This is a genomic window from Streptomyces yamdrokensis (assembly GCF_053890455.1).
The window spans coordinates 236,187-259,027 of record NZ_CM132679.1 but is presented as its reverse complement, the minus strand read 5'-3'; the positions used below and the strand labels follow the sequence as shown (position 1 = coordinate 259,027).

Here is a 22,841-nt window from a genome sequence, read left to right as displayed (position 1 = left end):
TCCGGAATCTGAGTGAGAGGTGGGCACCTGATGTCGAACGAGGACAAGCTCCGCGCGTACCTCAAGCGGGCGATCGCCGACCTCCAGGAGGCCCGGCAGCAGCTCAGCGAGGCCGAGAACCGGGACCGCGAGCCCGTCGCCGTCGTCGCCATGGCCTGCCGCTACCCCGGCGGCGCCCGCTCGCCCGAGGAACTGTGGGAGCTGGCCCGGGACGGCGTGGACGCCATCTCCGCCTTCCCCGGCAACCGCGGCTGGGATCTCGACCGCCTGTTCCACCCCGACCCCGCCCACCACGGCACCACCTACGCCCGCGAGGGCGGCTTCCTGCACGAGGCCGGCGAGTTCGACCCGGCGTTCTTCGGGATCTCCCCGCGCGAGGCCCTGGCCATGGACCCGCAGCAGCGCCTGCTGCTGGAAACCTCCTGGGAAGCCCTGGAACGTGCCGGGATCCTTCCCGATTCCCTCACCGGCAGCCCCACCGGCGTCTTCGTCGGCACCGGGCACGGCGACTACGACAGCGCCTCCCACGGCCGCCAGGAGGAGGTCGCCGGACACCTCCTGACCGGCAACACGGTCGCCGTCGCCTCCGGCCGCCTGTCCTACACGTACGGCTTCGAGGGCCCCGCCGTCACCGTCGACACCGCCTGTTCCTCCTCCCTGGTCGCCCTCCACCTGGCCGTGCGCTCCCTGCGCCAGGGGGAGTGCTCCCTCGCCCTGGCCGGCGGCGCCACCGTCATGTCGACGCCGAAGATGTTCACCGAGTTCTCCCGGCAGCGCGGCCTGGCCGCCGACGGCCGCTGCAAGGCGTTCGCCGAGGCCGCCGACGGCACCGCCTGGTCCGAGGGCGTCGGCATGGTCCTCCTGGAGCGGCTCTCCGACGCCCGCCGCAACGGCCACCCCGTGCTCGCCGTCATCCGCGGCTCCGCCGTCAACCAGGACGGCGCCTCCAACGGGCTCACCGCCCCCAACGGACCCTCCCAGCAGCGCCTGATCCGCCAGGCCCTCATCGATTCCGGACTGTCCGCCGCCGAGGTCGACGTGGTCGAGGCGCACGGCACCGGCACGACCCTGGGCGACCCGATCGAGGCGCAGGCCCTCCTGGCCACCTACGGTCAGGACCGGCCGGCCGGCCGGCCGCTGCTGCTCGGCTCGCTGAAGTCGAACATCGGCCACACCCAGGCCGCGTCCGGTGTCGGCGGCGTCATCAAGATGGTGCAGGCCATGCGGCACGGCACGCTGCCCAAGAGCCTCCACATCGACGCGCCCACCCCGCACGCCGACTGGGGCGACGGCGCCGTCGACCTGCTCACCGAACACACCGCCTGGCCGGAGACCGGCCGGCCCCGCCGCGCCGCGGTGTCCTCCTTCGGTGTCAGCGGCACCAACGCCCACCTCGTGTTGGAGCAGGCCCCCGCAGTCCCGGCCCCCGGAACCGACACCGACACCGAGCCCGCGTCCGGGACCGAGGTTCCGGCGTGGTTGCCGTGGGTGGTGTCGGCGAAGTCGCGTGGGGCGGTACGGGAGCAGGCGGCGCGGCTGGCGGCGTTCGTGCGTGGTGCGGGTGCGGGTGCGTTGGATGTGGCGCACTCGCTGGTGTCGACCCGGGTCGCGATGGAGCACCGTGCGGTCGTCGTCGGTGGTGGACCCGACGGACTGCTCGCCGGGCTGGACGCGCTCGCCGCCGGGCAGCCCGCCCCGGGGCTCGTCGAGGGCACCGCGGCCGAAGGTGGCGGCGTCGTGTTCGTGTTCCCGGGCCAGGGTTCGCAGTGGGCCGGTATGGCGACCGAGTTCCTGGACACGTCGCCGGTGTTCGCCGCCCGTATGGCGCAGTGTGCGGCTGCCCTGTCGCCTCATGTCGAGTGGTCGTTGCTGGATGTGGTGCGGGGTGTGGAGGGTGCGGCGTCGTTGGAGCGGGTGGATGTGGTGCAGCCCGTTCTTTGGGCGGTGATGGTGTCGTTGGCGGAGGTGTGGCGGTCGTGCGGGGTGGAGCCGGCTGCGGTGGTGGGGCATTCGCAGGGTGAGATCGCGGCGGCGTGTGTGGCGGGTGGGTTGTCGTTGGAGGATGCGGCGCTGGTGGTGGCGTTGCGTTCGCGGGCGTTGCGCGCGTTGTCGGGTCTGGGCGGCATGGTGTCGGTGGCGTGTGGTGTGTCGGTGGTGGGGGAGTTGGTGGGCCGGTGGGAGGGGCGGGTGTCGGTGGCGGCGGTGAACGGGCCGTCGTCGGTGGTGGTGTCGGGTGACGCGGACGCGTTGGACGAGTTGTTGGTGGTGTGTGAGGCGCGGGGGGTGCGGGCGCGTCGGGTGGCGGTGGACTACGCGTCGCATTCGGTTCATGTGGAGCGTATCGAGGCGGAGTTGGCCGAGGTGCTGGCTCCGGTGGTGCCGCGTTCGTGTGAGGTGCCGTTCTATTCGACGGTGTCGGGTGGGGTGGTCGACACGGCCGGGCTGGATGCGGGGTACTGGTACCGGAACCTGCGCGGGACGGTTCGGTTCGAGGCGGCGACGCGTGCGCTGCTGGCGGACGGTTTCCGGGTGCTGGTGGAGGTGAGTGCGCATCCGGTGGTGGCGACCGGGGTGCGCGAGACGGTCGAGGACGCGGGTGTCCCGGCCGGTGTGGTGGGTACGCTGCGGCGTGACGAGGGTGGTTGGGAGCGGTTCACGCTGTCGCTGGGCGAGGCGTGGGCGTGCGGCGCGGACGTGGACTGGGACGCCTTCTACGCCGGCACCCGCCCGCGCCGCGTCGACCTCCCCACCTACCCCTTCCAACGCGAGTGGTACTGGCTCACCTCCGACGAGAGCGACCGGCCGACCGGCACCGACCCCGCCGACGGCGAGTTCTGGTCGGCCGTCGAGAGTGGCGACGTCACCCGTCTGTCCACCGTCCTCGACATCACCGGCGACGACACCGAGGCCTTCAGCAACCTCCTGCCCGCACTGGCCTCCTGGCGCCGCCGCCGCACCCTGCGCAGCACTCTCGACACCTGGCGCCACCGCGTCCACTGGACTCCGCTGACCGGCGCCGCCGGCCCCGTCCCCGACGGCCGCTGGCCCGCCCTGGTCCCGGCCGGGCACGCCGACGACCCCTGGGTCGATGCCCTCCTCACCGCCCTCACCGCCCGCGGAATGTGCGTCGAACGCCACGACCTGACCGGCGACGAGGACACCGCCGCCCTCACCGCCCTGCTCACCACCCCCGACGGCGGGACCCCCGCCGGAGTACTGTCGCTGCTCGCCCTCGACGAGCGGCCCCGCCCCGATCACCCCGCCGTACCGCGCGGCCTCGCCGCCGTCAAGGACCTGACGCACGTCCTCGCGGGCACCGCGACCCGTCTGTGGGCGCTGACCCGCGGCGCCGTCTCGGTCGACAGCCGGGACCCGCTGACCTCACCGGTCCAGGCCCAGACCTGGGGCTTCGGCCGTGCCGTAGCCTTCGAACTCCCCGACACCTGGGGCGGACTCGTCGACCTGCCGCACACCCCCGACCCGCGCGCCCTCGACCGTCTGCCCGGCCTGCTCGGCGGCCCCGAGGACCAGCTCGCCGTACGCGCCTCCGGCTCGTACGCCCGCAGGCTCGCCCGGATGCCGCTGCCCGAGCCCGTCGGCGACGCCGACCCCGCCGGCGGCTGGGCCCCGCACGACACCGTCCTGATCACCGGCGGCACGGGCGCCCTCGGCGCCCACGTCGCCCGCTCCCTGGCCGCTGCCGGCACCCGCCACCTGGTCCTCACCAGCCGTCGCGGCTCCGACGCCCCCGGTGTCGCCGAACTCACCGCCGAACTCACCGCGCACGGCGCCCGCGTCACCGTCGCCGACTGCGACGTCGCCGACCGCGACCAGCTCGCCGGTCTCCTCGACTCCCTCCCCGCCGACCTGCCGCTCACCGGCGTCGTCCACACCGCGGGCGTCCTCGACGACGGCGTCCTCGACGCCCTCACCCTCGACCGGTTCGACGCCGTCCTGCGCCCCAAGACCCTCGGCACCGCCAACCTCCACGAACTCACCCGCGACCACGACCTGTCGATGTTCGTGCTGTTCTCCTCCATCGTCGGCGTCCTCGGCAACGCCGGGCAGGCCAACTACGCCGCCGCGAACGCCTATCTCGACGCCGTCGCCGAGCAGCGCCGCGCCGCCGGCCTGCCCGTCGCCTCCGTCGCCTGGGGCCCCTGGGCGGACGCCGGCATGGCCACCGCCGACGTCCTCACCGACCGGATGCGCCACGACGGACTCACCCCGATGGCGCCCGACACCGCCGTCGCCGCGCTGCGCGCCGCCGTCACCGAAGGTGCCTCGCACGTCACCGTCGTCGACGTCGACTGGCCGTCGTACGCCGGCGTCCTGACCGCGGCCCGGCCCAGCCCTCTCATCGGCGACCTGCCCGAGGTCCGCCGCGCCCTGGAGGCCGCGAAGGCCGCCGCCCCCGACACTCACGCCCTGCGCGACCGGCTGCGCGGCCTCACCCCCGCCGAACAGGACCGCCTGCTCACCGACCTGGTCCGCGCCGAGGTCGCCACCGCCCTGCGCCACGCCTCGCCCGAGGCGGTCGACGTGCACCGCGCCTTCAAGGACCTGGGCTTCGACTCGCTCACCGCCGTCGAGGTCCGCAACCGCATCACCGCCGCCACCGACGTCAAGCTGCCCACGACGCTCCTGTTCGACCACCCCAACACCGTCGCCGTCGTCGGCCACCTGAAGGGCCGGCTGCTCGGCGAACAGCGGCCCGCCGCCGCACCCGTGGTCGTCGCGGCCGGTGTCACCGACGAGCCGATGGCCGTGGTCGCCATGGCCTGCCGCTTCCCCGGCGGGGTCACCACCCCCGAGGAACTGTGGGACCTCATGGCCGCCGAGGTCGACGCGGTGTCCACCCCGCCCGCCGACCGCGGCTGGGACCTCGACTCGATGTACGACCCCGACTCCGAACGGCAGGGCACCACCTACAGCCGTGAGGGCGGCTTCATCCAGGACGTCGCCGGATTCGACCCGGCGTTCTTCGGGATCTCCCCGCGCGAGGCCCTCGCCATGGACCCGCAGCAGCGCCTGCTGCTGGAGACCTCCTGGGAGACGTTTGAACGCGCCGGCATCGACCCGGAGACCCTGCGCTCCACCGCCACCGGAGTCTTCGTCGGCACCATCAACACCGACTACCAGGTCCGCCTCGGCGGGGCCGCCGCCCAGGAGCAGCTGGCCGGTCACCTCATGACGGGCAACGCCTCCAGCATCGCCTCCGGCCGTCTGTCCTACACATACGGCTTCGAGGGCCCCGCCGTCACCATGGACACCGGTTGTTCGTCCTCGATGGTCGCCCTGCACCTGGCCCTGCAGTCGCTGCGCACCGGCGAGTGCACCATGGCCCTGGCCGGCGGCGTCACCGTCATGTCCACCCCCGAGCCCTACGTGGAGTTCTCCCGGCAGCGGGGCCTCGCCCGCGACGGCCGCTGCAAGGCGTTCGCCGAGGGCGCCGACGGCATGGGCTTCGCCGAGGGCGTCGGCCTCGTCCTGCTGGAGCGGCTGTCCGACGCCCGCCGCAACGGCCACCCCGTCCTCGCCGTGGTGCGCGGCTCCGCCCTCAACCAGGACGGCGCCTCCAACGGGCTCACCGCCCCCAACGGACCCTCCCAGCAGCGCGTCATCCGTCAGGCCCTCGCCAACGCCGGACTGTCCGCCGCCGAGGTCGACGTGGTCGAGGCGCACGGCACCGGTACCCCGCTCGGCGACCCGATCGAGGCCCAGGCCATCCTCGCCACCTACGGTCAGGACCGTCCGGCGGAGCGGCCGCTGCTGCTCGGCTCGCTGAAGTCGAACATCGGCCACACCCAGGCCGCCGCGGGAGTCGGCGGCATGATGAAGATGGTGCTCGCGATGCGGCACGGCATGGTGCCCAAGAGCCTGCACATCACCGACCCCACCTCGGTCGTCGACTGGTCCAGCGGTGCCGTCCGCCTGGTCACCGAGGCCACCCCCTGGCCGGACGCCGGCCACCCCCGCCGCGCGGGCATCTCCTCCTTCGGCATCAGCGGCACCAACGGCCACCTCATCCTCGAGCAGGCCCCGGAACCCGAGCCCGCCGACGGGGCGGAAGACCCGGCCGCGGAGACGGACGGCGTACTCACCGAAGCGGCCCGGGTTCCGGCGTGGTTGCCGTGGGTGGTGTCGGCGAAGTCGCGTGGGGCGGTGCGGGAGCAGGCGGCGCGGCTGGCGGTGTCCGTGCGCGGCGCGGACACCGGCTCCGGTGCGGGTGCGCTGGATGTGGCGCACTCGCTGGTGTCGACGCGGATCGCGATGGAGCACCGCGCGGTGGTCGTCGGCAGCGACCTCGACGACCTCCTCGCCGGTCTCGACGCACTTGCCGCCGACGAGCCGTCCGCCCGCATCGTGGACGGCGTCGCCGAGACCGGACCGGGCGTCGTGTTCGTGTTCCCGGGCCAGGGTTCGCAGTGGGCCGGTATGGCGACCGAGTTCCTGGACACGTCGCCGGTGTTCGCCGCCCGTATGGCGCAGTGTGCGGCTGCCCTGTCGCCTCATGTCGAGTGGTCGTTGCTGGATGTGGTGCGGGGTGTGGAGGGTGCGGCGTCGTTGGAGCGGGTGGATGTGGTGCAGCCCGTTCTTTGGGCGGTGATGGTGTCGTTGGCGGAGGTGTGGCGGTCGTGCGGGGTGGAGCCGGCTGCGGTGGTGGGGCATTCGCAGGGTGAGATCGCGGCGGCGTGTGTGGCGGGTGGGTTGTCGTTGGAGGATGCGGCGCTGGTGGTGGCGTTGCGTTCGCGGGCGTTGCGCGCGTTGTCGGGTCTGGGCGGCATGGTGTCGGTGGCGTGTGGTGTGTCGGTGGTGGGGGAGTTGGTGGGCCGGTGGGAGGGGCGGGTGTCGGTGGCGGCGGTGAACGGGCCGTCGTCGGTGGTGGTGTCGGGTGACGCGGACGCGTTGGACGAGTTGTTGGTGGTGTGTGAGGCGCGGGGGGTGCGGGCGCGTCGGGTGGCGGTGGACTACGCGTCGCATTCGGTTCATGTGGAGCGTATCGAGGCGGAGTTGGCCGAGGTGCTGGCTCCGGTGGTGCCGCGTTCGTGTGAGGTGCCGTTCTATTCGACGGTGTCGGGTGGGGTGGTCGACACGGCCGGGCTGGATGCGGGGTACTGGTACCGGAACCTGCGCGGGACGGTTCGGTTCGAGGCGGCGACGCGTGCGCTGCTGGCGGACGGTTTCCGGGTGCTGGTGGAGGTGAGTGCGCATCCGGTGGTGGCGACCGGGGTGCGCGAGACGGTCGAGGACGCGGGTGTCCCGGCCGGTGTGGTGGGTACGCTGCGGCGTGACGAGGGTGGTTGGGAGCGGTTCACGCTGTCGCTGGGCGAGGCGTGGGCGTGCGGCGCGGACGTGGACTGGGACGCCTTCTACGCCGGCACCCGCCCGCGCCGCGTCGACCTCCCCACCTACCCCTTCCAACGGCAGCACTACTGGCCCCGCTTCGCCGACCCCTCCGGCGACGTCACCTCCGCCGGACTGGAATCGCCCGACCACCCGCTGCTCGGCGCCTCCGTGGAACTCGCCGGCGGTGACGGACTCGTCGCCACCGCCCGCTGGTCCCTGCGCAGCCAGCCCTGGCTCGCCGATCACGCGGTCTCCGGCACCGTCATCGTCCCCGGCACCGCACTCGTGGAGTCCGTCATCCGCGCCGGTGACGTCCTCGGCGTCGGCAGCGTCGACGAACTGACCCTCCAGGCCCCCGTCGTCCTCCAGGAGCGCGGCGAGGTCCAGGTCCAGATCGGCATCGGCGACGCCGACGACTCCGGCCGCCGCCCCGTCACCGTCCACACCCGGGCCACCGGCCCCGACGGCGACACCGAGGACCTGTGGACCCTGCGCGCCCAGGGCACCCTCGCCGAGCCGGGCGCCCCCGCCGTGGAGCGGCCGGAGGACTTCACCGCCTGGCCGCCGCCCGGCGCCACCGCCCTGGCCGCCGACGGCTTCTACGACCTGCTCGCCGGCCGCGGCTACGAGTACGGCCCCGTCTTCCAGGGCGTCCGCGCCACCTGGCGGCGCGGCGACGACGTGTTCGCCGAGGTCCTCCTGCCCGAGCAGGTGCGCGGCGACGCCGCCCGGTTCGGCATCCACCCCGCCCTGCTCGACGCCGCCCTGCACGCCGCCGGGCTCGCCCCCGGCGGCGACGACCGCACCGTCGTCCCCTTCGCCTGGTCCGGTGTGTCCCTGTACGCCACCGGCGCCACCGCGCTGCGGGTACGGATCTCCCCGGCCGGCGAGGACACCGTCACCGTCCACCTGACAGACCCGAGCGGGGCGCCCGTCGCCGTCATCGAATCGCTGGCCGTCCGCGAGGTGGCCGCCGAGAGCCTCGACCCGTCCGCACGGGCCGCCCGCGACTGGCTGTTCCACCTCGACTGGACCCCCCTCACGCCTGCCGCCACCCCCGCCGACGCGACCGGCTGGGCCGTGCTCGGCACCCCGGACACCCCCGTCACCGCCCCCGACGGCACCCCGCTGCCCGCCCTCCCCGACCTCACCGCTCTCGACGACGTCACCGGCCGCCCCCCCGCCGCCGTCCTGCTGTTCGCAGGGCAGATCGCGACGGCCGCACCCGGTGAGGACGCGCCGGCCGCCGTCCGTCCCGGCGACGACACCCCGGCCGTCCCGGACACCGTCCTCGGCGAGGTCCTGACCACCGTCAACGACTGGCTCGCCGACGACCGCACCGCGGACATCCCCCTCGTCGTGGTCACCCGGGGGGCCGTCGCCACCGGACCCGGCGACCCCGCGCACGACCTGCCCGGCGCCGCCGTCTGGGGCCTGGTGCGCTCCGCGCAGTCCCAGCACCCCGGCCGCCTCGTCCTCGCCGACCTCGACGTCCACGAGGACTCCTGGCAGGCCCTGCCCGCCGCGCTCGCCACCGGCGAACCGCAGCTCGCCCTGCGCCAGGGCGCCGCCCACGCGCCCCGACTGACCCGCCCCCGCACCGCCGACACCCTGGCCGCGCCCGACGGCGCCGACGCCTGGCGCCTCGACATCCCGGTGAAGGGCTCCGTCGACCAGCTGGAACTGGTGCCCTGCCCCGGCATCACCGACGAGCCCGCGCCCGGGCACGTCCTCATCGAGGTACGCGCCGCCGGACTCAACTTCCGCGACGTCCTCAACACCCTCGGCATGTACCCCGGCCCCGCCGTGCTCCTCGGCGCCGAAGCCGCGGGCGTCGTCACCGCCACCGGATCCGGCGTCACCGGCTTCGCGCCCGGCGACCGCGTCATGGGCCTGGTCACCGGCGGCTTCGGCACCCACGCCGTCGCCGACGCCCGCATGGTCGCCCCCCTGCCCGACGGCTGGACCTTCACCCAGGCCGCCTCCGTTCCCGTCGCCTTCCTCACCGCCTACTACGGCCTGCGCGACCTCGCCGGCCTCACCGCGGGCGAGTCCGTCCTCGTACACGCCGCCGCCGGTGGCGTCGGCATGGCCGCCGCCCAGCTCGCCCGCCACTGGGGCGCCGAGGTCTACGGCACCGCGGGCGACCACAAGCGGCGCCTGCTGCGCGCCGAGGGCTGGGCCGACGACCACCTGGCCTCCTCCCGCACCCTCGGTTTCGAGGACCGGTTCCGTGACACCAGCGGCGGACGCGGTGTGGACGTCGTACTGAACTCGCTGGCCGGTGACTTCGTCGACGCCTCGCTGCGCCTGCTCGCCCCCGGCGGACGCCTCGTCGAAATGGGCAAGACCGACGTCCGTGACCCCGAAGAGGTCACCCGCGAGCACCCCGGCGTCGCTCTCTACCGGGCGTACGAACTGCGCGAGGCCGGCGAGGACCGCATCCAGGAGATGTTCGCCGACCTCGGACGCCTCTTCGCCGACGGCTCCCTGCGTCCGCTGCCCACCGTCACCTGGGACGTCCACCACGCCCGCGACGCCTTCCGCCACATGGCGCAGGCCAAGCACTACGGCAAGATCGTCCTCACCGTGCCGCGCGCCTGGGACCCCGACGGCACCGTCCTGATCACCGGCGGCACCGGCACCATCGGCGGCATCCTCGCCCGGCACCTCGTCACCCGGCACGGCATGCGCCACCTGCTGCTCACCGGCCGCCGCGGCCCCGGCGCCCCCGGCGCCGCCGCCCTGCGCGACGAACTGACCGCCCTCGGCGCCGAGGTCTCCGTCGTCGCCTGCGACGCCGCCGACGCCGACCAGCTCTCCGCGACCCTCGCCGCCGTACCCGACGAACACCCCCTGACCGCCGTGGTGCACGCGGCCGGAGCCCTCGACGACGGCGCCCTCGAGCACCTCACCCCCGGCCGGCTGCGCACCGTCCTGGCCCCCAAGGCCGACGCCGCCCGCCACCTGCACCGCCTCACCCGCGACCTCGACCTCGTGGACCTGGTGTTCTTCTCCGCCGGCGCCGGCGTCTTCGGCAACGCCGGACAGGCCAACTACGCCGCCGCCAACACCTACCTCGACGCCCTCGCCCACCGCCGCCGCGCCGACGGCCTGCCCACCACCTCCCTGTCCTGGGGCCTGTGGGCCGACGCCAGCGCCATGACCGGCCACCTCGACGACACCGACCTCGCGCGCGTCCGCCGCTCCGGCGTCCTGCCGCTGTCCGCGGCCGACGGCATGGCCCTGTTCGACGCCGCGCTCGCCGAACAGCGCCCGCACCTGGTCCCCGTCCGCCTCGACACCGGCCGGCCGCGCGCGGGCGACGGCGAGGTCCCGCACCTGCTGCGCGCCCTGTACCGGGGCCCGGTCCGCCGCACCGCCGAAGCGGGCGCCGCCGGCGGAACCGACGGACTGCGGCTGCGCCTGGCCGGCCTGTCCGCCGACGACCGGCTCATCCTCCTGCGCGAACTCGTCGCCACCCACGCGGCCGCCGTCCTCGGCCACACCGACCCCGACCAGCTGCACGCCGGCCGCGCCTTCCGCGACCTCGGCTTCGACTCGCTGACCGCCGTCGAACTGCGCAACCGGCTCAACGCCGCCACCGCGCTGCGGCTGCCCGCCACCCTCGTCTTCGACCACCCGACCCTCGCCGAGCTCGCCGCCCACCTCGACGGCGAGCTCTCCGGCGGCGCCCCCGCCACCGCGCCCGCCGCCCCGGCATCCCTTCCGGCAGCCGCCGGGGGAGACGAGCCGTTCGCGATCGTCGGCATGGCCTGCCGCCTCCCCGGCGGGGTGCGCTCCCCGGAGGACCTGTGGCGGCTCCTCGCCGACGGCGCCGACGCCATCGCCGAGTTCCCCGGCGACCGCGGCTGGGACCTCGACGGCCTCTACGACGCCCTGCCCGGCGACCAGGTCACCTCCCGCACCCGCGAAGGCGGCTTCCTGCACGACGCCGCCGACTTCGACGCCGACTTCTTCGGCATCTCCCCGCGTGAGGCCCTCGCCATGGACCCGCAGCAGCGGCTGCTCCTGGAGACCGCCTGGGAGACGTTCGAACGCGCCGGCATCGACCCCCGGTCGGTGCGCGGCAGCCGCACCGGCGTCTTCGCCGGCCTGTCCTCCAGCGACTACCTCAAGCGCGTCACCCACGTCCCCGACGAGGTCGCCGGCTACGTCAACAACGGCAACGCCAACAGCGTGGTCTCCGGCCGTGTGGCCTACACCCTCGGCCTGGAGGGTCCCGCCGTCACCGTCGACACCGCCTGTTCCTCCTCCCTCGTCGCCCTGCACATGGCGCTCCAGGCGCTGCGCCGCGGCGAGTGCACCATGGCCCTGGCCGGCGGCGTGACCGTGATGTCCTCGCCGGAGATCATCGTCGACTTCTCCCGCCAGCGGGGCCTGGCCGCCGACGGCCGCTGCAAGCCGTTCGCCGCCGCCGCCGACGGCACCGGCTTCTCCGAGGGCGTCGGCCTGATCCTCGTCGAGCGGCTCTCCGACGCCCGCCGAAACGGCCACCAGGTCCTCGCCGTCGTCCGCGGCTCCGCCGTCAACCAGGACGGAGCCTCCAACGGTCTCACCGCGCCCAACGGACCCGCCCAGCAGCGCGTCATACGCCAGGCCCTGGCCGACGCCGGCGTCGGCGCCGCCGAGGTCGACGCCGTCGAGGCACACGGCACCGGCACCCGCCTCGGCGACCCCATCGAGGCCCAGGCACTCCTCGCCACCTACGGCCAGGACCGCGACCCCGAGCGGCCGCTGCTGCTCGGCTCCGTCAAGTCCAACCTTGGCCACACCCAGGCCGCCGCGGGCGTGGCCGGCGTCATGAAGATGGTCCTCGCCCTGCGGCACGGCCTGCTGCCCAAGAGCCTGCACGTCGACGCGCCCACCCCGCACGTCGACTGGTCCGCCGGCGCCGTCAGCCTCCTCGCCGAGGCCACCGAGTGGCCCGAACCGGCCACCCCCCGGCCCCTGCGGGCCGCCGTGTCCTCCTTCGGCATCAGCGGCACCAACGCCCACGTCATCCTCGAACAGGCCCCGGCCGAGCCGGAGGCCGTCGGCGAGGCGGACACCGACGACGACGCCGCGCCGGAAGTCCCTGCCGACCGCCCGCTGCCCTGGACCCTCTCCGCCCGCAGCGACGCCGCCCTGCGCGGCCAGGCCCGCGCCCTGCTCGCCCACCTCGACGCGCACCCCGGCCTCGCACCCGCCGACATCGCCCTGTCCCTCGTGACCCGCCGGGCCGCCCTGGAGCGACGCGCCGTCGTCGTCGCCACCACCACGGGCGACTTCCGCACCGGCCTCGCCGCCCTCGCCGACGGCACCCCCTCACCCGCAGTGACCAGCGGCGGCCGGGGCGCCGGCCGCGACCGCAGGGCCGTCCTCGTCTTCCCCGGACAGGGCTCCCAATGGGCCGGCATGGGCGCCGAACTCCTCGACACCTCCCCGGTGTTCGCCGAGCGGATCGCCGCGTGCGCCGACGCCCTCGCCCCGCACGTCGACTGGTCCCTCACCGACGTACTGCGCGGCACCGAGGACGCCCCCGGCCTGGACCGGGTCGACGTCGCCCAGCCCGCACTGTGGGCGGTGATGGTCGCGCTCGCCCAGGTGTGGCGCGCCCACGGCCTCAAGCCCGCCGCGGTTCTCGGCCACTCCCAGGGCGAGATCGCCGCCGCCGCCGTCAGCGGTGCCCTCTCCCTCGACGACGCCGCGCGGATCGTCGCCGTGCGCAGTCTCGCCATCGCCCGCGAACTCTCCGGCCACGGCGGCATGGTGGCCGTCACCGCCCCGCACGACGAGGCCGCCGCCCTCGTCGCCGACCTGCCAGGCGTCTCGGTCGCCGCCGTCAACGGACCTTCCTCCGTGGTGGTCTCCGGCGACACCGACGGCCTCGACACCCTCCTCACCACCTGTGAGGAGCGGGGCGTGCGCGCCCGCCGCATTCCCGTCGACTACGCCTCCCACTCCGCGCACGTCGACCGGCTCGCCGAGACCCTGCCCGCCGCCCTGGACGGCATCGAACCCCGCGACGGCGACATTCCGTTCTTCTCCACCGTCACCGCCGACTGGCTGCCCGGCACCGCCCTGGACGCCCCCTACTGGCACCGCAACCTGCGCGGTACCGTCCGCCTGGAGGAGTCCCTGCACGCCCTCCTCGACCAGGGCCACGACGTGTTCGTCGAGTGCAGCCCCCACCCGGTGCTCACCGTCGGCATCGAGGACACCGTCACCGCCGCCGGAGCCGACGCGGTCGCCCTCGGCTCCCTGCGCCGCGACGACGGCGGCGCCGACCGGGTGCTGACCGCGCTGGCCGCCGCCCACGTCGCCGGAGTCCCCGTCGACTGGCGGCCCGCCGTCGCCCACGGCCGCCCCGTGGACCTGCCCACCTACGCCTTCCAGCGCGAGCGGTTCTGGCTGGAGGCGACCGGTGCCCAGGCAGACCCGACCGGCCTCGACACGGTCGTCCGGCTCGCCGACGGCGGCGCCGTCCTCAGCGGCGGTCTGTCGCTGGCAGCCCAGCCCTGGCTGGACGCCCACCGCGTGCACGGCACCGCCCTCGTCCCCGGCACCGCCCTGCTCGACTGGGCGGTACGGTCCGGCGACGAGACCGGCTGCCCGGGCGTCACCGTCCTCGACGAACACACCCCGATCACCGTCCCCGACCGGGGCCGCGTCGACATCCAGATCACCGTCTCCGCACTCGAAGGCACCGAAGGTTCCGAAGGGGCCACGGCCCACCGGACGCTCACCGTCCACTCCCGCTTCCCCGACCCGGACGGCACCGAAGTCCCCTGGACCCGCAACGCCACCGGCACCCTCACACCCGGCGACCCGGCACCGGCACCGGCACCGGCCGCCCCCGGCACCTGGCCACCCGCAGGCGCCCGTCCCACCGACCCCGGCCGGGCCCACGACCGCCTCGACGGCAGCGGCCTCGACACCGGCGCCCCCTTCCGCACCCTGCGCGCGGTGTGGCAGCACGGCACCGACCTCCTCGCCGACGTGGAACTCCCCGAGGACGCCGGCGCCGACGCCACCCGGTTCCGCGTCCACCCGGCGCTGCTCCAGACGGCCCTCGCCCTGGCCGCCACCCCCGAGCACGCCACCGCGCCCGCACTGCCGTACCGCTGGCAGGACGTCACCACGTACGCCACCGGGGCCACCCGGCTGCGTCTGCGGCTCACCGACGACGGCGGCGGCACATGGACGGTCCACGCCCACGACGGCACCGGGGCCCCGGTCCTCACCGCCACGGCCGCCACCCGCCCGGCCACCCCCGACCGGCTCCCGGCCGCCACGGGTCCCGACGCCCTGCACCGCGTCGAATGGACGCCGTGGACCGACGACACCGACCCGGCGCACCTCACCGGCCCCTGGGCGGTCATCGGCGGCCCCGGTCGCCTCACCACCGCACTCGAGAGCGCCGGCGTCACCGTCCACGTCCACCCCGCCCTCGACGACCTCACCGCAGCCCTGGACGGCGGAGACAACGAACGGCCGACCGTGGTCGTCGTCCCCCACGCCCACGACAACGGCCCCACCGACGCGACCACCCAGGACACCGCGACCGCCGCCCACACCTCCGCCCACCGGGCACTGCACCTGGCCACCACCTGGCTCAGCGACCCGCGCCACACCGCCACCCGGCTCCTCGTGGTGACCGAAGGCGCCCTCGCCACCGGCCCGGACGACAGTGTCCCGGCCCTCGCCGACGCACCCGTCTGGGGCCTGCTGCGCTCCGCCCAGACCGAACACCCCGGCCGCTTCCTCCTCGCCGACCTCGACCCGGCCACCGACAGCGCGGGCGACGACCCCGCGGATCACGCGGACCCTTCGGCCGCCGCCCTGATCGCCGCCGTCGCCGCGGCCGACCGCAGCGGCGAGCACCAGTTCGCCATACGTTCCGGTACCGTCACCGTGCCCCGCCTGGTCCGCACCGCCCGCGACAGCACCACACCCGCGAACCACACCCCGTGGGGCGACGACACCGCGGCCGGAACCGTGCTCCTCACCGGAGGCACCGGCGTCCTCGGCGCCCTCGTGGCCCGCCACCTCGTCACCCGGCACGGCGTACGCCACCTGCTGCTCACCGGCCGCCGCGGCCCCGACGCCCCCGGCGCCGCCGCCCTGCGCGACGAACTGACCGCCCTCGGCGCCGAGGTCTCCGTCGTCGCCTGCGACGCCGCCGACCGCGACCAGCTCTCCGCGACCCTCGCCGCCGTACCCGACGAACACCCCCTGACCGCCGTGGTGCACGCGGCCGGAGTCCTCGACGACGGTCTCCTCGAAACCCTCACCCCCGAACGGCTCGACCACGTCCTGCGGCCCAAGGCCGACGCCGCGTGGAACCTGCACGAACTCACCCGCGACACCAAGCTCTCCGCCTTCGTGCTGTTCTCCTCCTACGCGGGCCTCGCGGGCGGCCCCGGCCAGGCCAACTACGCCGCCGCCAACGCCTTCCTCGACGCCCTCGCCCAGCACCGGCGCGCCCGTGGCCTCACCGCCGTCTCCCTCGCCTGGGGCTTCTGGGAGGACCGCAGCGACCTCACCGGCACCCTCGACGGCGCCGATCTCGCCCGCCTGAACCGCGCAGGGATCCGCCCCCTCACCTCGGACCAGGGCCTCGGCCTGCTCGACGCGGCCACCGCCCTGGACACCGCCCACCTGGTCCCCGTACGCCTCGACCCGCGCGCCCTGCGCGCCGACCGGGTGCCTCCGCTGCTGCGGTCCCTCGCCCGGCCGGCCCCCCGCCGCGCCGCCGATGCCGGGACCACGGGCGGACCGCAGGACCTCCGCCGCAGGCTCGCCGCGCTCAGCGGCCCCCAGCAGCAGGCCCTGCTGCACCGTACGGTCCTCGGCCACGTCGCCGCCGTCCTCGGCCACGCCTCCGCCGAGGCCCTGGACTCCGGGCGCGGCTTCCTCGACCTCGGCATGTCGTCGCTGACCGCGGTCGAACTCCGCAACCGCCTCAACGCGGAGACGGGCCTGACCCTGCCCACCACCCTCATCTTCGATCACCCCGACCCGGCCGCCCTCGTCAGCCACCTGCGGGACGAACTCGGCACCGCGACCGGAACCGGCGACGCGGACCGGCCCGTCTTCGGCGAACTGGCCGGCCTCGAGGCCGCCGTGAACGGCACCGAACTCGACGACCAGGACCGGGCCCGCCTGGCCAAACGCCTCCAGGCCCTCCAGTGGAAGCTCGACGCCACCGCGGAGACCTCCGGCGACGAACGCGACGACTCCGACCTCGACACCACCACGGACGACGAGATGTTCGACCTGATCGACAACGAACTCGGCCTCGCCTGACATCCCCGGCCGGCCACCGCGTCCTTCCAGAACCAGAGGATCCCACCCCCATGGCAAGCTCCGAAGACAAGCTCCGCGACTACCTCAAGAAGGTCACCGCAGACCTGCGTCGCACCCGGCAGCGACTGGAGTCCGTCGAGGCCGGACAGAGTGAGCCGATCGCCGTCATCGGCATGGCCTGCCGCTTCCCCGGCGGCGTCCGCTCCCCGGAGGGCCTCTGGCGGCTCGTCGCCGACGGCACCGACGCCGTCGGCCCGCTGCCCGAGGACCGCGGCTGGGACCTCGCCTCCCTCTACGACCCCGACCCGGGCACCCCCGGCAAGAGCTACGTCCGCGAGGGCGGCTTCCTCGAAGGCGCCGCCGACTTCGACGCCGACCTCTTCGGCATCGCCCCCCGCGAAGCCCTCGCCATGGACCCCCAGCAGCGGCTCCTGCTGGAAACCGCCTGGGAGGCCGTCGAACGCGCCCGCATCAGCCCCGCCTCCCTCCGCAACACCGACACCGGCGTCTTCGTCGGCGGCGCCGACACCAACTACGGCTCCCTCGCCCGCACCACCGAGGAGACCGAGGGCCACAACCTCACCGGCGGCGCCATGAGCGTCCTGTCCGGCCGCATCTCCTACACCCTCGGCCTGGAGGGCCCGGCCGTCACCGTCGACACCGCCTGCTCCTCCTCCCTCGTCGCCCTCCACCTCGCCACCCGCGCCCTGCGCGCCGGCGAGTGCTCCCTCGCCCTCGCCGGCGGCGTCGCCATGATGCCGACCACCGAACTCTTCACCGAGTTCTCCCGCCAGCGCGGCCTCGCCCCCGACGGTCGTTGCAAGCCCTTCGCCGAAGCGGCCGACGGCACCGCCTGGGGCGAGGGCGTCGGCGTCCTCCTCGTCGAGCGTCTCTCCGACGCCCGCCGCAACGGCCACCAGGTCCTCGCCGTCATCCGCGGCTCCGCCGTCAACCAGGACGGTGCCAGCAGCCGCCTCACCGCCCCCAACGGCCCCTCCCAGCGCCGCGTCATCGAGGCCGCCCTCGCCGACGCCCGCCTCACCCCCGACCAGGTCGACGCCGTCGAGGCCCACGGCACCGGCACCACCCTCGGCGACCCCATCGAGGCCCAGGCCCTCCTCGCGACCTACGGCCGCAACCGGCCCGCCGACCGGCCGCTGCGCCTCGGCGCCGTCAAGTCGAACATCGGCCACGCCCAGGCTGCGGCCGGCGTCGCAGGCGTGATCAAGACGGTCATGGCGATGCGCCACGGCGTGCTGCCCGCCACCCTCCACGTCGACACCCCCACCTCCCACGTCGACTGGACCGCCGGCGCCGTCGAACTCCTCACCGAGGCCACCCCCTGGCCCGCCGCCGACCACCCCCGCCGCGCCGGCGTCTCCGCCTTCGGCATCAGCGGCACCAACGCCCACGTCCTGCTGGAACAGGCCCCTGCCCTCGAGGCGGCGGACATATCGGATGGAACGGAAACCCCGGCAGTCGACGCCGCCGTGACGCCGTGGCTGCTGTCCGCCCGATCCGAGGCCGCACTGCGCGCCCAGGCCGAACGGCTGCTCGCGCACATCAACGACGGCGCGGACGCCTCGGGCACCGGCTCCCGGTACGCCGACATCGCCCTGTCCCTGGCGACCAGTCGCGCCCCGCTCCCGCACCGCGCGGTGGTCCTCGCCACCGACCCCGACACCACCAGCCAGGCCCTCACCGCCCTCGCCGCCGCCGAACCCCACCCCGCCGTCCTGGAAGGCACCGCCAGGGACGGCGGTTCCACCGCCTTCCTGTTCTCGGGGCAGGGTTCGCAGCGCCTTGGTATGGGGCGTGGGTTGTATGGGCGTTTCCCGGTGTTCGCGGAGGCGTTCGACGCGGTGTGTGCGGGGCTGGACGGGCATTTGGAGCGGCCGTTGCGTGAGGTGGTGTGGGGTGAGGACGGGGAGGTGCTGAACCGGACCGAGTATGCCCAGGCGGGGCTGTTCGCGGTTGAGGTGGCGTTGTTCCGGTTGGTGGAGTCGTGGGGTGTGCGGCCGGAGTTCGTGGCCGGGCATTCGATCGGTGAGGTGGCGGCGGCGCATGTGGCGGGTGTGTTCTCTCTTGCGGACGCGTGTGCGTTGGTGGCTGCTCGTGGGCGGTTGATGCAGGCGTTGCCGGCCGGTGGTGCGATGGTGGCGGTCGGGGCGGCGGAGGCGGAGGTGCTGCCGTATCTGACGGGTGAGGTGTCCATCGCGGCTGTCAACGGTGCGTCGTCGGTGGTGGTGTCGGGTGTGGAGGCCGCGGTGGAGGCGGTGGCGGAGGTGTTCCGCGGGCTGGGTCGTCGTACGTCCCGGCTGCGGGTCTCGCACGCGTTCCACTCACCGTTGATGGAGCCGATGCTGGAGGAGTTCCGCACGGTCGCCGAGAGTCTTTCCTACGCCGACCCTGTCCTGCCCGTGGTCTCCAACGTGACCGGTCGTGTCGCCGCACCCGGCGACCTCACCGAGCCCGCCTACTGGGTGACGCATGTCCGTGAGGCCGTGCGCTTCGCCGACGGCATCCAGGCCCTGGCCGGGCAGGGTGTCACGCGGTTCGTGGAGCTGGGTCCGGACGGTGTGCTCAGCGGCATGGCGCGCGAGAGCGCCGGCGACGACGCCCTGCTCGTCGCCCTGCTGCGCAAGGACCGCGAAGAGGAGACGGCGGCCCTCACCGCTCTCGCACGGCTGGCGGCACACGGCCTGACGGCCGACTGGACCGCGTACCTCGCCGGAACCGGCGCCCGGCTCACCGACCTTCCGACGTACGCCTTCCAGCACCAGCGCTACTGGCCCACGCCCGGTACGTCCTCCGGGGACGTCGAGTCCGCCGGCCTGCGCACCGCCGACCACCCTCTGCTCAGCGCGGCCGTCGAACTCTCCGACTCCGACGGCCTCCTCCTCACCACCCGGCTCTCCCTCCGCACCCACCCGTGGCTGGGCGACCACGTCGTCATGGGCAACACCCTGCTGCCCGGCACCGCCTTCGTCGAACTCGCGGTGCGGGCCGGGGACGAGGTCGGCTGCGACCGTGTCGAGGAGCTGACCCTGTCCACCCCCCTCGTCCTCCCCGAGCAGGGAGGCGTCCAGTTGCACCTCCACGTCGGCCCGGCCGACGCCGCGGGCCGCCGCAGCCTCACCGCCCGCTCCCGCCCCGAGGGCGCGGACGACCGGCCCTGGACCGAACACGCCACCGGCGTCCTCGCCCCGGGGACGGCTCCCGCTTTCGACACAACCGCCTTCGACCCCGCCGTCTGGCCGCCCGCCGACGCCGAGCCCGTCGACCTGACGGGTCTCTACGAGCGCATGGCCGAGGGTGGATACGAGTACGGCCCCCTCTTCCAGGGGCTGCGCGCCGCCTGGCGCCGGGGCGACGACGTGTTCGCCGAGGTCGCCCTCCCCGAATCCGCCGAGCGCGACGCCGCCGGCTTCGGCCTGCACCCGGCGCTGCTCGACGCGTCCGTGCAGATCTCCGCCCTCGGCGGACTCGCGCGGGGAGTCGTCCCGTTCTCCTGGGAAGGCGTGTCCTTGCACGCCTCCGGCGCCCGGGCCGTCCGGGTCCGCCTGACCCGGACCGGCGACGAGTCCGCCTCCGTCGCCGTGGCCGACCCCACCGGGGCACCGGTCGCCACCGTCGAGAACCTGGTGCTGCGCGCCGTCGCCTCCGACACCGCCGTCGACACGACGACGCGGGACGCCCTGTTCCACGTGGCCTGGACCCCGGTCGCCGCACCCGCCCCGGACAGCGGTACCGGGGAGGCCCCCTCCACGGCCGTCCTCGGTGCCACCGACGACCTCCTCGCCGCCCTGAGCGGGCCTCGCCATGCCGACTTCGACGCACTGGTGGAGAACGGTGAGGTGCCGGCGACGGTGTTCGCCGTCGTACCGCAGACCGACGCGCAGGAGGCCGGCGTGGTCGACTCCGTGCACGAAGCTGCCGCCTGGACACTGGACATGGTGCGTGTGTGGCTGGCGGAGGAGCGGTGCGCGACGTCGCGACTGGTCTTCGTGACGCGAGAAGCGCTCGAGGGCGACGACCTGTCCGGCTCCGGTGTGTGGGGTCTGGTGAGGTCGGCTGTCTCGGAGCATCCGGGCCGGTTCGGTCTGCTGGACGTCGAGCCGGGGGCGGCGCTGTCTGCCGAGGTGCTGGGTGTGGTTCTGGCGGTGGGTGAGGCCGAGTCCGAGGTCGCGGTGCGTGGTGGTGAGGTGCTGGTGCCTCGTCTGGCGCGTGTGTCCTCCGCGTCCACTGTGGACGCTGCCGGCTGGGATGTGGCTGGGGGCACGGTCCTGGTGACGGGTGGGACGGGTGGTCTGGGCCGGATCGTGGCCCGGCATCTGGTGGTCGAGCACGGTGTGCGGGATCTGCTGCTGGTGAGCCGTCGTGGTGTGGCTGCCGAGGGTGCGGAGGACCTGGTCGCCGAGCTGGCCGGGATGGGCGCTCGGGTAGCGGTGGAGACCTGTGATGTGGCTGACGCGGCCGCGGTGGCGGGTCTGGTGGGCCGGTATCCGGTGCGGGCGGTGGTGCACACCGCGGGTGTGCTGGACGACGGTGTGGTGGAGTCGCTGACGGGTGAGCGTCTGGCGGGTGTGCTGCGTCCGAAGGTGGACGCGGCCTGGCATCTGCACGAGGCGACCAAAGACCTCGACCTCACCGCCTTCGTGCTCTTCTCCTCCATGTCGGGCATCCTCGGCGGTCCCGGACAGGCCAACTACGCGGCAGGGAACACGTTCCTGGACGCCCTGGCCCGACACCGCCGCTCGCTCGGCCTGCCGGCCGCGTCCCTGCCCTGGGGCCCGTGGACCCAGGACGCCGGCATGATCGGCACCCTCTCCGACACCGACGTACGGCGCATCGCCCGCGCCGGCATGCCGGAACTCACCCCCGAGCAGGGCGCTGCCCTCTTCGACGCCGCACTCGCCACCGGTGAACCCGTCGTCCTGCCCGTGCGCCTCGACCTGCCCGCCCTGCGGGAACAGGGCGACATCCATCCCATGCTCCGTGGTCTGATTCGGGTGCGGGCGCGGCGGTCGGTTGCCGGTGGTTCGGTGGCGACGGCTGGTCTGGTGCAGCGGTTGGAGGGTCTGGGCCGGGACGAGCGGCGTGAGGTGCTGCTGGATCTGGTGCGTGGTCAGATTGCCGTGGTGTTGGGGCATGCGGGTGTGCAGACGGTGGATCCGGGGCGTGCGTTCCAGGATCTGGGCTTCGATTCGTTGACGGCGGTGGAGCTGCGGAACCGGTTGGGCAGGGCGACGGGGCTGCGGTTGCCGGCGACGGTGGTCTTCGACTATCCGACGGCGAACGCGCTGGTGGGTTATCTGCTGGACGAGTTGTTCGGTGTGGTGGAGCCGGCCGTGGTGGTGCCACTCGGCTCGTTGCCGTCGGTGGCGGACGATCCGGTGGTGATCGTGGGGATGGCGTGCCGTTACCCGGGGGGTGTGTCCTCGCCGGAGGATCTGTGGCGGCTGGTGTCCGACGGCGTCGACGCCGTGTCCGAGTTCCCCGTCAACCGGGGCTGGGACGCCGACGTCCTCTACAACCCCGACCGCGAAGTCTCGGGCACCAGCTACACCAAGGCAGGCGGTTTCCTGCACGACGCGGGGGCGTTCGACGCGGATTTCTTCGGGATGAGTCCGCGTGAGGCGGTGGCGACGGACGCGCAGCAGCGGTTGCTGCTGGAGGCGACGTGGGAGGCGATCGAGCGGGCCGGGATGGATCCGGTGTCGTTGCGGGGCAGCCAGACCGGCGTCTTCACCGGCGTCATGTACAACGACTACGGCAACATGCTCGCCGACGAGCAGTACGAGGGCTTCCGCAGCAATGGCAGCGCCCCCAGCATCGCTTCGGGTCGTGTGTCGTACACGTTCGGGTTCGAGGGTCCGGCGGTGACGGTGGACACGGCGTGTTCGTCGTCGCTGGTCGCGCTGCACTGGGCGGCGCAGGCGCTGCGTTCGGGTGAGTGTTCGCTGGCGGTGGCCGGTGGTGTGACGGTGATGTCGACGCCGACGACGTTCGTGGAGTTCTCGCGGCAGGGCGGGTTGTCGGCGGACGGGCGGTGCCGTTCGTTCGCGGATGCGGCCGATGGTGTCGGCTGGTCCGAGGGTGTGGGCGTTCTCGTCCTGGAGCGGTTGTCGGATGCGCGGCGTCGTGGCCATCAGGTGCTGGCGGTGGTGCGTGGCAGT

General features: G+C 74.3%; 2 protein-coding genes (1 of these 2 only partly in view). Both read left to right on the top strand.

Translation table 11 applies throughout. The features are described 5' to 3' along the window. The first annotated feature begins 30 nt into the window (after window positions 1-30). Complete coding sequence (locus ACWZEH_RS00955; protein ID WP_456195040.1) at window positions 31-16,662, top strand: type I polyketide synthase; 16,632 nt, start codon at window positions 31-33, stop codon at window positions 16,660-16,662. Window positions 16,663-16,712: 50 nt separating this feature from the next. Further along, a protein-coding gene (locus ACWZEH_RS00950; protein ID WP_456195039.1) for an SDR family NAD(P)-dependent oxidoreductase crosses the window boundary here: on the top strand, window positions 16,713-22,841 show its start. It continues 25,914 nt past the right edge of the window; 6,129 of the gene's 32,043 nt are visible here — the first part of the coding sequence; it begins with the start codon at window positions 16,713-16,715; its stop codon lies beyond the right edge, outside the window.

Coding starts and splice junctions, on each gene's coding strand:
- ACWZEH_RS00955 (WP_456195040.1), top strand. CDS start 31: ATGTCGAACGAGGACAAGCTCCGCGCGTACCTCAAGCGGGCGATCGCC.